Here is a 14,747-nt window from a genome sequence, read left to right as displayed (position 1 = left end):
CGCTCATCAGGCGTCTCCTTGATCATCAGATCCGCCGTCTATTGGACACTCCCGGTCAGCGCAGCCGCTCAGCCACCTCCTCCAGGCCCTTCCTGATCAGCTGCCCGTACTCGTCATCACCGAGCGCGCCGATCGTTTCCTGCGCACGCTGGAGGTGTTCACGAGCACGATCGAGATCGCCCAGCTTGCGATAGCACTCGCTCAAGTTCAGGTGCAGCGAGGGGTACAGTCCGGCCACCGGAAGCGACACCCCGGCCTGCACGACCCGCGCATCGGTGATCAGGCCGGCGGCCGCCAGCGCTCGCTGGTCCCAGATCAGCTCCTCCCGCACGTCGTCTTGCACATCGGCCATCGCGTGCGCGAGCGTGCAACGCTGCAGGGGATCCCCTTGCTCGCCGCCGATCTCGTCCCAAATCTCTGCGAACTGACGGCGAGCGGCCTCCCGCTCGCCGCTATGGCTCAGCTGCACGGCCTGGCCAATCCGGATGATCGTCGGATCCGTGATCAATCGGGACTCCTTCCCGGCGCCGCCTCGCGACAGCGGCCGCAACGCCGCTCCTTCACCCTCACAACGGTGGCATCCACGTGGACAGTCTCCCGCGTGACCTCCAGACCCGACAGCACCGCCTCCTCCTCAGAGAGGCACCCGGTCAACTCCTCAAGCTGAACGCGCAGTTCCCGGATCCTCCGGCAACCACACAGACCGAAGCTCCCTACAGAAGAGCCGCACCCTGCGGAGAACCAGATCGCAGGGACGGCCGGCTGGGAGGCGCTAGCGAGGAGCCTGAGCGATCCGGTCGCGGAGGTGCTGCGCTGCCGTTTGGATCTGCTCGTCAGGGCAGTCCTCGGCCAGTTGGACCAAGGTCGTGGTGAAGAGCTCGGTCCGAAGCCGCACAGCTTCCTTTGAGTTGTCGAGGATTGTGCGGTGGAGGACCTCCCAGAGTTCACTCCTCACCGTGGCCGGGTCGGAGGTGGGAGTAAGCCCCTCGCGGAGCACCTTCCGGACGATCTGCTCCTCGAGGATCCGTGTTGCGGCAACGTAGTCGTATCCGTGCGGCCGGCCCTGAATCGGCGTGAGCGGGTAGTCCGGCAGGTAGCCGAGTGTGCGAGCCCGGGCGAGCCAACGGCTGGCGGTGATCCCGCTGACCCCCCAGGTGTCCTGGATGACCTGCCGAGGAGCCCGACCCGTCAATTCCGCATCGATGGCGAACCATGCGACCTGGACGAAGTGTCCCGCGGGCCAGGATCGACCGACCTTCACCGACTGAATGCGGGCTTGGGCGTAGAGGTCGCCGACCTTGTTGTTCCACTTCGTCCGTAGAGCGCTCTTGACCCTCCCCAGGATGGTTCCTGTCGGCGCTCGTCGGACGGTCTCCCGGGTGATCGCCTCAGGCTTCTCTGGGTCTCGGGGCACGATCGACAGCCTGGTGATGGCCGGCTTCCCGGCCACCATCCGTCCTTCGACGGAGTAGACCCAGGGGCCCGGGATGTCGGAGTAGGTGACATCGACAGCCTCTGAGCCGTTGGCGAAGGCGTAGACCCACCCCCAGGTTCCGTCTCCGGCGATGGACATCGCTTCAGTGGGCTCGGCGTCCACGATAGTGATAACCCCCCCTCCCTGTTGTCGCCGTCAAACATTAGCATTTGGCGGCCGCAGCCGGAAGGCTTGGAAGCACAAGGGCTCCTCCGACAGTTCGGGGGTCACGCCGATGGCGTTCCAGGGAAGGACAGCAGCGTGAGTGCAGGAGAAGGCGGCTCCGGCAGCGAAGGGCTGCCGCTGCGGTGGGTGGTCATCCTGCTGGCGAGTTTGATTGGCGGGGTGGCAGTCGGCCGCGTGGAGGGGCTCGGGGCCGGCGTGACGGTCGCGATTGGGCTGGCAGGGTTCCTTCACCTGGTCATGCGTTCGTAGGCCGCCCGTGCCGGCTGCAGTCGACGCCCAGCACCACGAGCTGTCCCGCCTGGCCGGGTGGACCGCGTTCGACGTCGGTCAGCACGACGCCGCCCAGCGGCACTTCATCCAGGCCCTCCGCCTGGCCCGTGAGGGTGGCGACGTCGAGCTGGGGTGCTATGTCCTGACCACGACGGCGATGCCGTCGCTGCTGCGAGGCATTCCCCTCCGAGGCTGCCGATATGGCCTAGGGCGCCTTCGAACGGGCCAATGGCAAGGCCGCCCCGCGGGTGCTCGCGTTCACCAAGCTGATCGAGGCCCGGGCCCATGCCCATGAGAGGGACGCCAGGGCCGCCTCACGCGCCCTCGCGGTCTTCCTGGCCGGGCCGAGGCTTCCAGCGTCTCAGAGCCCGCCTGGATCGACTTCTACCATCATGCCCGGCTCTCCACGGACGCCGCTGAGGTCTTCCGCGACCTGAAGCAACACAAGGCGACCCAGGACTGGAACCAGCAAGCCGCCGCCATGCTGTCCGGGGTCTTCACCCGCTCGGTCGGGATGCGGCTGGCCATCGTGGGGTCCGCCCACCGCCAGGCCCGCAACCTCGACCAGGGCCTTGAGCTGGGCAACCGGTCCATGGACATCCTCGCCCGCGTTCAGTCCTCCCGGGCCAGGGACTACGTCCGCGAGTTCAACACCGCCCTCGGCCCCTGGCGGCGCGAGCCAGCCGTCCGCGAGTTCATCCACTGCACCCGCACCGAACTCGGCATCGCGGCCTGAGCACGTATCGCCGTACTTCCCCTTCTTCAAGAGGGGAATTACGGGTGAACGCCCCCGAATGTTCGTATGGCTTCGTCGTGCACCATCGCGTACGGATGTCTGTGCTCAGCCGTCCGTTCGAACGACGCTGGGCTCTGCGGCGGGTGCCGGGAGCGAGCCCAGACGTCGGCTGTTGCCGAGCTTCCTCCTCAGCGCGAGATTCTCGTGGTGAAGGTTCGCGGTCACTGCGGCAAGGGCATCGAACTTGCCCTGCGGGCTGCTCCAGCAGCCGACCAAGCGGCTGTTGGAGTCCGCGCTCGAGGGCGAGCTGACTGATCACCTCGGCTATGACAAGCACGACGCGGTCGGCAGGAACGGCCAGAACAGCCGCAACGGCACCCGTTCCAAGGCCGTGTTGACCGATGTCGGCCCGGTGGAGATATCCGTGCCCCATGACCGGGACGGCTCCTTCGGGCCGAAGATCGTCAAGAAACGGCAGCGCCGTCTGACCGGGGTGGACGAGATCGTGATCTAGCTGGCCGCGAAGGGGCTGACGACCGGAGAGGTCCAGGCTCACCTGGCCGAGGTCTGTGGCGCGGAGGTCTCCCGTCAGACGATCTCCACGATCACCGACAAGGTGATGGACGGGATGACCGAGTGGCAGAACCGCCCGCTCGATCCGGTCTATCCGGTGGTCTTCATCGAAGCCATCCACGTGAAGATCCGCGACGGCGCGGTCGCCAACCGCCCGAGCTACGTCGCGTTGGCCGTCACCACTGAGGGCACCCGCGACATCATCGGGCTGTGTGCTGGTGACGGTGGTGAGGGCGCCAAGCACTGGCTGCAGATCGTCACCGAGATCAAGAATCGCGGCGTGAAGGACGTGCTGGTGCTCGTCTGCGACGGCCTCAAGGGCCTGCCCGACGCGGTCGGCACCGTGTGGCCAGCCACCATCGTCCGGACCTGTGTGGTCCACCTCCTGCGGGCCTCCTTCCGCTACGCGGCCCGGTCCTGCCGGTCGTCGGCGAGCTGCGCACCGGGCCCCAACGGCGCGCTGCCGACGGCGCAGCCGGGCAGCAGCCGCAGGTGGCCACCCCGGGTGGTGCGTTGGGCGCGTTCGGCGTCCACCTCGGCCTGCCAGGAGCGGAACGTCCGGCCGTTCAAGCGCTTCAGGAAGTGGGGGATGCGGTTCGCCGGGATCCCGACGAGCCGGGGTCCGAGGACGGCGAGGAGGTCGTTGGCTTCCTGGGAGTGCCATCCGGCCGCGCCGATGGCCGTCTCGTCGGGGAAGACGTCGGCGACCCGGTCCACGGTGGGGTCGAGGGCGGTGTCCTGGGTGCCGCCGTAGCTGTAGACCCACAGGAAGTTCGTGGGCGGGTCCGGCTCGACCAGCGTCCTGAACGTCGCGATTTCCTTGGTGTAGGCGTAGAAGTTCACGTTCGGGCGGGCGGGGGATGATCCGCAGCCAGGCGCGGGTGTAGGCGTGGGAGAAGAAGTCGCCGCTGAAGTGTTCTCCACGATCTGCGTGTCTCATGAGACATCGCCTGGGCTGGCGAGCGGGCGTCAGCACGGGTGCTGAGCGGCATACGCGCATCCTTCGCGCGTGACGCGGTCACCTTTCTGTGGGGTTGCTGCCAGGTCTATGGCGTACATCGGGTTGGGTGCCGCGGTTCCGGAGTTACTGGACGGTGGTCCCTCGTCGTTTGGCCATCCCATGGACGGTGCCACGCTCGCGTTGCCAGGCCGAGGCTCGGCGTGTGCGGCCGTCCGGTGGGCGGGTTCCCCAGTGGTCACGACGAGTTGGTGGCATGGGCGTTGATCGCGGCCAGTTCCCGTGGTGGAAGGTCATCGGGCTCCTCCGCGCGTTGAGGGCCCGCCCGAGGTAGACGGGCCCTTCATCGTGCCGTCAGTGACCGCTGAGCAGGTGCGCGGCGTCTCCGGCAGCGGTGGCGAGGGCTTGGGTGAGGGCTTGAGCCCGGCGGCCTCCGGCGCTGGCGATGGGGCCGCGGCCTCCGGCTCCGCCGCCGACGACGCGGGCGGCGGCGGTGAGTACCTGGCTCGCCTGGATGCCGCCCAGGTGCAGGTCCCGGGTGACGGCGGCGGCAAGGAGGGCCTTGCCGTCCCGTTCGGTGCCCAGGATGACGACAGCGGGAGCATCGAGACGGGCGGCTGTCTCCTGGGCGAGCGTGCGCAGTTCGTCGGCGGTGGTGCCGGTGACCGGCCGGGAGACGATCCGTCCGGTCCCGGACGGCCGGGCGCTGCCCGCGAGGTGAGTGGCCTGCTCGCGCAGCGCGGCGGCCCGGAGCCGGGTGAGTTCGTCCTGTGCGGTGGCAAGGGCGGCCAGACGCTTGCGGAGGGCGCCGGGGGCGTCGGTGGGGCGGGTGCCGAGGAGTCCGGCGAGCTCGTTGATCAGGCGCCGCTCGGTGTCCAGGTGGGTCAGGGTGCCGTGGCCGGTGAGGGCTTCGACGCGGCGGAGGTTGGCGCCGATGGAGGACTCGGACAGCAGGCGGAAGGCACCGACCTGGGAGCCGTGGGCGACGTGGGTGCCGCCGCAGAGTTCGCGGGAGAAGCAGCCGATGTCGACGATGCGGACGGTGTCGCCGTACTTCTCTCCGAACAGGGCGATGGCCCCGGCAGCTTCGGCCTCGGCCCGGTCGGCGTGCCAGGCCCGCACTTCCGGGTCGTCCAGGACGTGGCCGTTGACGGTCGCCTCGATCCTGGCGAGCTGGTCGGGGGTGAGGGCAGTGAAGTGCGCGAAGTCGAAGCGGAGCCGGTCGGGCTCGACGAGGGAGCCCTGCTGGCGGGCGTGCTCGCCGAGGGTGGCCATGACGACGGCGTGCAGGATGTGGGTCGCGGAGTGCGAGCGCATCAGGCCCGCTCGGCGCTCGGCGTCCACGACCGCTGCGCCGACTGAGCCGGTGCGGAGTTCGCCTTCAAGGACGCGGGCAGTGTGGACGCGGAAGCCTTCCAGTCCGTAGCGGGTGTCGGTGATCCGCAGGCGGGTCCCGTCGCCCAGGGTCAGCGTGCCGGTGTCGCCGATCTGGCCGCCGGCCTCGGCATAGAACGGTGACCGGTCCAGGACCAGCTCGATGTCGCTGCCCTCGCGGGCGCTGGTGGTGACAAGGCCGCCGGAGATCAGGCCGGTGACGGTGGCCTCGGCGGTCAGCTGCTGATAGCCGAGGAACTCGGTCCGTGGCAGGCGGGCGGCCAGCTCGCGATAGGTGTCCATCGCCCGCAGGGCCTCGGCGGTCTTGGCCTTGCCGCTGGTCTTCGCACGCTTCTTCTGCTCGTCCAGCAGCGCGGCGCAGCGTTCCTCGTCGACGGTCAGCCCTGCCTCGCGGGCGGCCTCGACGGTCAGTTCCAGCGGGAAGCCGTAGGTGTCGGCGAGTTCGAAGGCGGTCTCCCCGAGCAGGGTGGCGAGACGCGTCTCGCGGGTGCGGCTGATCGCGGCGTTCAGCAGGCGGGTGCCCTGGGTGAGGGTGCGGGTGAAGGACTCTTCCTCGGCGGTGACGACCTGCTCGATCAGGGTGGCCTGGCTGGCGAGTTCGGGCCAGACGTCGCCGAGGTTGGTGATGACGCTGGCGGTCGTGGTCGGCAGGACGGGGCCGTCGATGCCGAGCAGGCGCGCGTGGCGGATCGCACGGCGCATCAGGCGGCGCAGGATGTAGCCGCGGCCGTCCTTGGCCGGGAGGACGCCGTCGGCGATGAGGAAGGCGATGGTGCGGGCGTGTTCGGTGACGACCTGGAAGGAGACCTTCTCCTCGCCCTCGCTGGGGGCCTGGCGGCCGGCGAGGTGCTGGACGGTGTCGAAGGTGGGTGAGAGCAGGTCGGTGGTGCAGACGTTGGGGACGTCTTGGAGGATTGCGGCCAAGCGGTCCAGTCCGAGGCCGGTGTCGACGCCTTTGCGGGCGAGCTCGCCGAGGATGGGGAAGTTGCCCTTCTTGTCGCCCTCGCCTCGCTGAAACTGCATGAAGACCAGGTTCCAGATCTCGACGTAGCGTTCGCCGTCGATGGCGGGGCCGCCTTCCTTGCCGAAGGCGGGGCCGCGGTCGTAGTTGACCTCGGAGCAGGGGCCGCAGGGGCCGGGGACGCCCATGGACCAGTAGTTGTCCTCCATGCCGAGCCGCTGGATGCGGGAGGCGGGGACGCCGATGCGGCGCCAGATGCGCTCGGCCTCGTCGTCGTCCTCGAAGACGGTGATCCAGAGCTTGTCCTTCTCCAGGCCGTAGCCCTGGGTCAGGAGTTCCCAGGCGTAGGCGATGGCGTCTTCCTTGAAGTAGTCGCCGAAGGAGAAGTTGCCCATCATCTCGAAGAACGTCGCGTGCCGGTTGGTGCGGCCGACGTTGTCGATGTCGGAGGTGCGGGCGCACTTCTGGATGCTGGTGGCGCGGGGGAACGGCGGGGTGGTCTCGCCGAGGAAGTAGGGCTTGAACTGGTTCATCCCGGCGTTCGCCAGCAGCAGCGTGGGGTCGTTCGGGATCAGCGGGCTGGACGGGACGGGCTGGTGGCCGCGGGAGGTGAAGAAGTCGGTGAACAGGGTGCGGATCTGCGTCGAGCGCATGGCTGGGTGGCCTCACGGAAGAGTCGCGAAGAGGTTGGTGGGGTGATCACACGCCGAGCCGGGCCGAGAACAGGGACTGAGAGTGTTCTCAGTTCTCCAGCTCGACGCAGATAGCTCGCGCCCCCACGGTGTAAACCATGACTCCAGATCCGTTGATCACCAGCGGTGGTGCAGCAGACCGCTCAGAGATGAGTGCCTGCCGCACCACCGACTGTAGCGGGTCGGAGTCCATGATCGCTTAACGCGACCGTGCCGTGGCCGGGGCAGTGGGCCGGTGATAGAGCAGGCCGGGGCCGATCCAGCCCGGGTCGTGCAGCACGACGACGGCTCCGGCGTCGCGCAGGGCCTGGCCTCCGGCATAGCCCCAGCCGGCCCCGATGGGGGTGACCCCGGCCGCGAGCGCGGCCCGCATGTCGCCGGGGGTGTCGCCGAGGAAGACGGCCTCGGCGGGGGTGACGCCGAGCCTGTCCAGGGCGAGCTGGATGCCGTCCGGGGCGGGCTTGGGTTCGGCGTCCTCGCGGCAGACGGTCACATCCAGCAGCGCGAGCACGGCCGGTGGCAGCAGCCAGGACAGCCTGTTCCGGGGCTGGAGGGTGACCAGCCCGGTGGCCGTCCCTTCGTCTCTCAGGGCCATCAGCCCGTCCAGGGCCCCGGGGAACAGCTCGGTGCCGGCGGCGGTGGCCAGGGCCGCGTCCCACCAGACCTCGCAGAGCTCGTCCGGGTGCGGGACCCCCAGCCCGGCCAGCACCTCGACTCGCGGTGTCGTGGCCGCGTGCGGCGGGAGGTCGGCCGGGGTGATGCGGCGGCCCAGGGAGGCGGTGGCGATCCCGGCCAGGGTCGCCAGGACCGCGTTCCGGCTGTCCAGCAGCACTCCGTCCATGTCGAACAGCACCGCCGGACTCATGAGGCACCACCAGCGGTTCCGGGGAGGTCGGCCTGGGTCAGCAGAGGGTGGAGGGTGACGCCGCGGTCGGCCAGCAGTGCCCGGCCGCCCAGCGGGCGTTCCAGGACGCAGAGCGCGTCGGCGACACGGGCTCCGGCGATCCGCAGCGTGCGGGTCATGGCCAGCAGCTGCCCGCCGGAGCGGACCACGTCATCGACCAGCACCACCCGCCGCCCGTCCACCACCGTGCCTTCGATCTGCCGCTGGGAGCCGTAGCGCTTGGGCAGCCGCCGCAAGAACGCGGCGGGCAGCCCGGTCGCGGCGGACAGGGCGACGACCAGGGGGACGCCGCCGAGCTCGATGCCGGCGAGCACCTCGGCCCGGTCCGGGACGGCGGCGGCCATGGCGTCGGCGACGTCGTGCAGCAGCTGCGGGTCGGCCGCCAGCCGGTATTCGTCGAAGTAGGAGTCCAGCACCTGGCCGTCCGGCAGGGTGAACCGGCCGGTGACGCAGGCGGTGCGGGCCAGCCGCCCGGCAAGCCGGGTCACCTCGGCTGCGGCGGGGGCGGTCATGACCCGGCTCCCGTGGGAGCGAGGCGGTCCAGTCCGGCGGCCAGCGCGGCCGTCGAGTCGACCGGGTGGATGAACGCCAGCGACCTGGTGGGGGTCTCGACCAGCCACTTCTCCCGCTTGAGGAAGGCCAGCAGCCGAAGGGCCTTCCCTCCGGCGGCGAAGACCGGGACGGGCCGCAGAGCCGTGCCCGTGAAGAGGGCGGCGGCCAGCTCGTGCAGGACACCGACGCCGCCGCCCATCGCCACGATCAGCTCGGCCTCGCCGAGGTAGTGGTTCAGCCGCGAGCCCGGGTCGGGCAGGTGGACCGCGTCGGTGATGTGCGGGTTGAACTCGCCCCACTCGGCGTGCTTGTCCGCGAGGGTGACCGCGATGACCCGGCCGCCCTTGGCGGCGGCCCCCCGGGCGGCGGCCTCCATCAGCCCGTTGTAGCCGCCGTGCAGCAGCGTGAACCCCCGGCCGGCCAGCAGGGCGCCGATCTCCTCGGCCATGCGTTCCTCGCCGGGCGAGTCAGCGATCACTCCGCCGAAGAACACCGCCGTCCGCTCGGCTGTCATGCCAGCTCCAGGTAGGTGCGGTAGGCGGTCAGGGAGTCCCGCAGTCCGTCCAGGGCGGTGGGGCAGGCCCGCTCGGCCAGGCCGATCACCCGGTCCAGGGCGGCGTCGACGTCGGCGGCGTCCGGGATCGCCGGGCCCGTGATTGCCGTCTCCAGGTCGGCCAGGGATTCCCGTCCGATGGGGGTGAGGGCGATCTCCTCGTCCAGCCGATACCAGCCCCAGAAGCGGGAGGCGGGGGCGAGTGCGGCCTTGATGAGGTCCTTGGTGGCGGTGTGCAGCATGTGCCACTCGGCGTAGGCGACGAACCGCTGGCCGCGGCGGATGCGCTTGTGCAGCAGCACCGCCAGGACCAGGTGCTCGATCAGCAGCTCGGTGCAGGACTTCGGCCGTGCGGTGGTCTCGGTGATGAACTCCTCGGCCCGGCGGATCTGCGGCGGCGTGATCGAGGGGGTGGGGCGGTCCAGGAGGCTGGCGGTCGCGATGGTGCGGCGGAGGGCGGGGATCTTCGAGGCGGGGGCGAGGTAGAGGTCGGTCTGCTGAAGCTTGCCGTCGTGCGGCAGGAGGAACACCATCCCGATCCCGCCGAGGTCGGCGACGATGCTGTCCCGCCAGCCGGGCAGCAGGGCCCCGGCCTCGATCGACATCAGGTCGTCCAGGGCCGCCAGGTAGGCGGGCAGGTGGGCGTCGTGGACGCCGACGACGAAGTCGACGTCGGAGAGGCGGTCGGCGGTGCCGGAGGCCAGCGAGCCGCGGACCAGGAGGTGGGTGACGGCCGGGGAGGCGGCCAGGATCTCGGCGATGCGGGTGACCAGCGGAAGCTGGGCCGGGCGGTTGGCCTCGGCCAGCTCGGCCAGGACCAGGCGGTCGGTGGCCGGGGTGAGCGCGGCGGGCATGACGTTGAGACCTCCCATGGGAGCGAGCGAGCGAATCCGAGTCGAGTCGGCGATCAGGAGGCGAGGGCCAGCAGCTTGGTCTTGGCCTGGGTCCAGCGGTCGGCGGCCTCGGCGTCGCCGAGGGCGGTGTGCAGCTGGGTGATGAGGTCGTAGGCGGTGCCCTCGGGCAGGGCGAAGGAGTAGATCAGCCGCAGCAGGAGCCGCTCGGCCGCCGCGGTGTGGCCCAGGTCGGCCAGGCGCCGGGCGGCGGCCAGCTCGTCCGCCAGCAGGACCCGGGTGGCGGTCGGCAGCGGCTGGGCGGCGGAGGCGGGCAGGTGGGCCCGCTCGGCCAGGGCCCGGTAGGCGTCGTCCGCGTAGACGTCCGCGATCAGGTGGATGCGGTCCGGCCCCAGTAGGTTGCAGACGCCGTGGGCGTAGGTGGGGGTCAGCCGCCAGATCCTCCCGGCCGTCATGTGGATCTTCACCCCGCCGGTGACCAGGAACGCGGTCGCGTTGGTGTGCAGCGGGATGTGGAGGCGGTGCCGTTCGGTGGAGGTGAGTTCGTCGTAGTCGCGGTGTTCCCAGAGGAAGGCGTTCGGCTCCAGCCGGGCCAGCCGCACCCACATGTAGGAAAGGCCCATGCCGGCCAGCAGCTCGGCGGTGACCGGCATGTGGTCCAGCGGGCCGGTGGGCTTGGCGGTGCAGTCGCCGATCGTCACATCGGCGGCGTCGCCGGAGGCGTTCATCAGCGAGGTCGTCCACCAGCCGCCGGACTGGTAGGCCCCGTATTCGGCCTTCCAGGGCGCCGGGGCCGTCAGGGCCTCGTGCCGCATCCGCTCGACCACCTGCGGGTCAAGCCGTCCGAGCTGGGCGACCTGGCCCGAGACGTCGGCGGGTGAGTGCTGTGCGTCCATCACGTCCCCTTCGTCGGGCCCTTCGTCCCGGGGGCGGAAGGGCCGTGTGAAACCGGGTGGGAGGCGCGACGCGTCCGGCCGGATGCCCCCTCGGCCCCGCCGGTGGGGCGGGCCGGGGCCGTCGTCGTCAGGGGTCCGTCGGCCGGACGCGGCGCCTGCAAACAGCCTGGTGGCGCGGGGTTTTCGCCGGTAGTGAGAGCTTCCCGCCCAGAGCGGGCGGGCGCCTCGCCCGCGGTGGGCGGCGAAGCCGCCCTTGTGGGTGAAGGTTTGAAGTCGCTATGGGCCAGGCAGGGACCTTTCGGTAGCGTGACCTGCCGCATCAGCCAGTCTTGTTCGTCCGCCTCGTGGGGAGGCGATGGTGACCGTCACCGGCCAGAAGCGAACCGAACCGGTCCACGACGTCTCCTGTGCCCGGAAACTGCGAGAACGCCTCCTCGCCCATGTCCATCCTGACGAGCCCGTTCCGCCCGCCATCGCGGCGGTGATCGCCGCTGAGATCGAGGCCCACTGCGGTCACCGGCGCCTGAAATGCCGCCGCCTGGCGGCCGGGTGGACCGTCGCCCAGGCCGTGCAGGCCGCCCACGACCTCGTCGAACGCGAAGGACTGGAGAAGGTCGGGCTAACCGAGCGGTCCTGGAAGGACTGGGAGGCAGGGGGTCTGCCCAGCGCGTATTACCAGGACCTGCTGTGCCGCCTGTTCACCACCGGCCCGGTCCAACTCGGCTTCGCCACCGACTACTCGCCCCGGCCCGACACCGCTGCCGGTGACGCGGTCCAGGACGTTGCCCAGGCCGGGGGCGACGGGCCGGCTGTGACGGGGCAGTTGATCGTGCTGGCCGAGGCCGGAGTCGGCCGGCTGTTTCCCTTCGCCGAGGGGACCGGCCAGGCTGCGAGCCTGACCGGCGGTCTGCCGCTCTTCGCCCCCGGGATCACGCTCGGCTCCGGCGGCCTGGACCTGCCCGGCGCGATGGCCACTTCCGGTAAGTCCCCTTCGTTCCTCTCCCGACAGCCGCCGAACTCCGCCGAAGCCGGGCAGATCCCGGCTTGGGATGCAGGTCAGCTGGCGTCTGGCGATACCGTGGCGTCGGTGATCCGGTTAGCGAGGTGGGACGTGGAGCGTCGGCAGTTCATGGCAGCCTCCAGTGCGTATGCGTTGAGCGTGCTCGCGCTGCCTGACCTGGATGACATCACCCGCCGCACCGCCGCTGCCCGGACCGGCTCGGCGTCGGTGAGCGTCGGCCAGGGCGAGGTCGCCGCGGTGCGGCAGATGACCAAGGTTCTCGGGGACGCCGCCGCCGAGCTCGGCGGCGGACACGCCCGTCACCTGGTCGTGCGGTATCTCACCGAGGATGTCGCCCCCTGGCTTGGCGGCCGTTTCACCGAATCGACCGGCCGCGAGCTGTTCGCGGCCGTCTCCCAGCTGGTGCATCTGGCCGGGTGGATGGCCGGAGACGAGGGCAACCAGGGCCTGGCTCAGCGGTATTACGCCCACTCCTACCGGCTTGCGGCCGAGGCCGGGGACGCGGAGCTGTCCGCGACCGCTCTGCGGGGCATGGCCGTCCAGGCCATCGACCACGGCCACCGGGCCGCTGCCGTCCGCCTCTCCGAGGAGTGCGTGCGGCATGCCCGCAACCTCGACGACCCTCGGGCCCTGGCCTATTACAAGACCACGCTGGCCAACGCCGCTGCCCTCGACGGCGATCGCCGCACCGCCACTTCGGCCCTGGCCGCCGCCCAGACTGCGATCGAACGATCCCCCAACACACCGGGCGAGTCGTGGGCCGGGCACTACTCGGCCGGCCGGTGGGCGCACGAGTCCGGGATGATCCTCGCCCGTCTCGGGGACCTCGACGCCGCCGAGGACCATCTCCATCACGCACTCGACATCCACGGCCTGGACCGGCGCCGGACCCGCGCGATCGTCCTGGCCGACCTCGGGCAGATCCATCTCCAGCGCGACGACATCGGCGCCGCCGTGGCGACCTGGCACGACTTCCTCGACTGCGCGGACGGCATCCGCTCGGTCAAGGTCCATGACGCCGTCCAGGAGATGCGGGCTCGCCTGGACCGCCTGAGCGGCATCGCCGGCGTTGAGGAGCTGAGCGAGCGAGCCGCTGCCCTCCGCATCTCCGCCGCCTGACCGGCGTTCAGCGGGGCAGCGTCCCGGCAGTCAGGGTGTCAGTCGTGGGGCTGGCGCGGGCGGTGCAGCGGGACGACTGTGCCGCCCTGCTGGCCGAGTTCCTGCCGCAGCAGGGTGTTGTCGTGGTGGAGGGCGGCGATGGCGGTGGCCGCGGCGTCCAGACGCTTCTGGAGGGTGGTGCACTCGCGGGTCTTGTCCGCGAGCTTGCGTCGCAGGGTGCGGATTTCCTCGTCCCGCTTGGCTTCGCCGGGGGTGGCGGTGCCGTGCTGGGCGAGGTGATCGTCCCACTCCTTGAGGATGGTGTGGGCGCGGTTCATCGTGGCCCGGCTGACCTCGGCCTCTTTCCAGAGGTTCTGCTTGGTCAGGCGCCCGTCGGTGCGTTGCGGCTTCCCGGCGAACAGCCGCTGCATCGCGGCCCGCAGGGCCGTTGCGGTCTGTTCGGTGACGCCGTCGTCGGTCAGTGTGCGGTCAGTGGGGCCGGTCATGAGCGTTCTTCCTTGCGGACATGGGCCAGGACAGCGTCGACGCGTTCGATCTCGCGGCGGATGAGGGCCTGGCGAGGAGCGGGCAGACGGCGTGTTTCCAGCAGCTTGAGCTGTGTGCGCCGGTGGGAGTCGTGGATCGCGACGTGTTCGACGCCGATCAGGCTGTTGCGGCAGCGGTCGGGGCGGCAGCGGTCTTCCAGCGGGCCGGTGTGGCCCTCGGGGAGGACGGCGTTCTCCAGGCAGACGGCGCCAGCGGGGTTGGACTGGTCGAACAGGCAGTGGTTGAGCATGCCGAACCGGATGGTGATCCGGGCCTTCCTCAGCAGGTCCTCCTCGATGCGTGCGTCCCCGCCGTGGGCCTTCACCGTCGCGGTGATGTCGTCGAACACCTCCTTGACCCGGTCGGCTCCGGGGCCGTAGCCGATCGGCTTGCCGGCCTTGTGCTGGCCGAAGAGTTCCTTGAAGCGGCGGAACCGGACCGCCTCGACGGCCGTGTCCAGCAGGTCGGCCCACTGGGTGTCGGGGGCGGCGTATCCCTGGGTGGAGCGGTTGGCCAAAGCGCGGGTGGCGACGTGCTTGAGCTGAAGGCCCAGTGCGATCTCCGAGCCGGGGAACTGGTCGGTGAGCATGGCCATGGTCCGGCGGAACATGTGCGGGCGGACCCGGCCCTGCGGGATCTCCTCCAGTCCCGTCCAGTGGCGGTTGGCGTTCACCGTGGCGATGAAGGCGTCCAGCATCCTGTCGCCGTGCACCGTCTCATCCCGGTCCGGCCGTTTCATCGGCGCGAAGACACGCTCGTCGTGGACGGAGACCGCCTCGGCGACGGTGATCGCCTCCGCGGCGGGCTCGGTGATCCACCAGTGCTTTCCGGGCCGGCCCCGGTGTCCCTTGTCCAGGTGCGAGGCGATGGCCGGCGCGTTGTAGTGCTCGACGACCGCACCGCGGCGGATCTCGTGGATCTCGCTGTCACGCATCATCGACAAGGCCGCGACCAGGCAGAACGCGGCGTCCCTGATCTTGGGCAGCAGACCGAACAGGGTCCTGGGGTCCAGGCCCGGGTGCAGGGCCGGGAGTGTCCAATAGACGGCGGATCTGATGATCAAGGAGACGCCTGATGAGCG

13 protein-coding genes and 2 pseudogenes are annotated in these 14,747 nt (G+C 70.4%); 4 read left to right on the top strand and 11 right to left on the bottom strand.

The window, feature by feature from the left end:
- Window positions 1-55 precede the first annotated feature (55 nt).
- Together DEH69_RS27115 and DEH69_RS27110 are read right to left on the bottom strand one after the other, a co-directional pair.
- The gene (locus DEH69_RS27115) at window positions 56-508 is read right to left on the bottom strand and encodes a tetratricopeptide repeat protein (RefSeq protein ID WP_113689625.1); all 453 of its coding nucleotides are present in this window, start codon (window positions 506-508) and stop codon (window positions 56-58) included.
- Between the two features lie 264 nt (window positions 509-772).
- Entirely contained in the window at window positions 773-1,597 is an 825-nt protein-coding gene (locus DEH69_RS27110; protein ID WP_113689624.1) for a hypothetical protein, read from the bottom strand.
- Window positions 1,598-1,735: 138 nt separating this feature from the next.
- On the opposite strand from DEH69_RS27110, the gene DEH69_RS31820 reads away from it, so the two are divergent.
- The 3 genes and pseudogenes from DEH69_RS31820 to DEH69_RS27100 all read left to right on the top strand — a co-directional run.
- Entirely contained in the window at window positions 1,736-1,909 is a 174-nt protein-coding gene (locus DEH69_RS31820; RefSeq protein WP_158688370.1) for a hypothetical protein, read from the top strand.
- Between the two features lie 502 nt (window positions 1,910-2,411).
- Entirely contained in the window at window positions 2,412-2,666 is a 255-nt protein-coding gene (locus DEH69_RS33195) for a hypothetical protein (protein WP_258534997.1), read from the top strand.
- 247 nt (window positions 2,667-2,913) lie between these two features.
- A pseudogene (locus DEH69_RS27100) lies at window positions 2,914-3,654 on the top strand (IS256 family transposase); the annotation flags it as partial.
- On the opposite strand, the gene DEH69_RS27095 reads toward DEH69_RS27100, so the two are convergent.
- The 7 genes from DEH69_RS27095 to DEH69_RS27065 all read right to left on the bottom strand — a co-directional run bounded on the left by DEH69_RS27095 (window position 3,642) and on the right by DEH69_RS27065 (window position 11,001).
- Window positions 3,642-4,082: a hypothetical protein gene (locus tag DEH69_RS27095; protein ID WP_258534998.1), complete on the bottom strand. Its 441-nt coding sequence runs from the start codon at window positions 4,080-4,082 to the stop codon at window positions 3,642-3,644. The pseudogene DEH69_RS27100 and the gene DEH69_RS27095 sit on opposite strands and share 13 nt — an antisense overlap.
- Before the next feature lie 469 nt (window positions 4,083-4,551).
- Window positions 4,552-7,206: an alanine--tRNA ligase gene (gene alaS / locus DEH69_RS27090; RefSeq protein WP_113689623.1), complete on the bottom strand. Its 2,655-nt coding sequence runs from the start codon at window positions 7,204-7,206 to the stop codon at window positions 4,552-4,554.
- 238 nt (window positions 7,207-7,444) lie between these two features.
- Window positions 7,445-8,110, bottom strand: coding sequence for an HAD family hydrolase (locus tag DEH69_RS27085; RefSeq protein WP_258534996.1), 666 nt, complete (start codon window positions 8,108-8,110; stop codon window positions 7,445-7,447).
- Window positions 8,107-8,661 (bottom strand): orotate phosphoribosyltransferase, encoded by a 555-nt coding sequence (locus DEH69_RS27080; protein WP_113689621.1) that lies wholly within the window; start codon window positions 8,659-8,661, stop codon window positions 8,107-8,109. Before DEH69_RS27080 ends, DEH69_RS27085 begins: the two co-directional genes overlap by 4 nt.
- Window positions 8,658-9,215 (bottom strand): LOG family protein, encoded by a 558-nt coding sequence (locus tag DEH69_RS27075; protein ID WP_113689620.1) that lies wholly within the window; start codon window positions 9,213-9,215, stop codon window positions 8,658-8,660. The genes DEH69_RS27080 and DEH69_RS27075 overlap by 4 nt, the downstream gene beginning before the upstream one ends.
- Window positions 9,212-10,126, bottom strand: a complete 915-nt coding sequence (locus DEH69_RS27070; RefSeq protein WP_258534995.1) for a hypothetical protein — start codon at window positions 10,124-10,126, stop codon at window positions 9,212-9,214. Before DEH69_RS27070 ends, DEH69_RS27075 begins: the two co-directional genes overlap by 4 nt.
- Before the next feature lie 35 nt (window positions 10,127-10,161).
- Window positions 10,162-11,001 (bottom strand): aspartyl/asparaginyl beta-hydroxylase domain-containing protein, encoded by an 840-nt coding sequence (locus DEH69_RS27065; RefSeq protein ID WP_113689619.1) that lies wholly within the window; start codon window positions 10,999-11,001, stop codon window positions 10,162-10,164.
- Window positions 11,002-11,356: 355 nt separating this feature from the next.
- Between DEH69_RS27065 and DEH69_RS33190 the strand changes: the two genes are divergently transcribed.
- Window positions 11,357-13,141, top strand: coding sequence for a tetratricopeptide repeat protein (locus tag DEH69_RS33190; RefSeq protein ID WP_258534994.1), 1,785 nt, complete (start codon window positions 11,357-11,359; stop codon window positions 13,139-13,141).
- Window positions 13,142-13,179: 38 nt separating this feature from the next.
- Here the strand turns inward: DEH69_RS33190 and DEH69_RS27055 are convergent, their stop codons facing one another.
- Both DEH69_RS27055 and DEH69_RS27050 read right to left on the bottom strand, forming a co-directional pair.
- Complete coding sequence (locus DEH69_RS27055) at window positions 13,180-13,626, bottom strand: hypothetical protein (protein WP_113689618.1); 447 nt, start codon at window positions 13,624-13,626, stop codon at window positions 13,180-13,182.
- Window positions 13,623-14,747 (bottom strand): annotated as a pseudogene (locus tag DEH69_RS27050) (integrase); the annotation flags it as partial. The pseudogene DEH69_RS27050 and the gene DEH69_RS27055, both read right to left, overlap by 4 nt.

Origin of the sequence: Streptomyces sp. PT12 (assembly GCF_003311645.1) — a bacterium.
In the GTDB taxonomy this organism is placed as follows: domain Bacteria; phylum Actinomycetota; class Actinomycetes; order Streptomycetales; family Streptomycetaceae; genus Streptomyces.
Note: the sequence above shows the minus strand (reverse complement) of the source record. Positions and strands in the feature narration are given on the sequence as shown.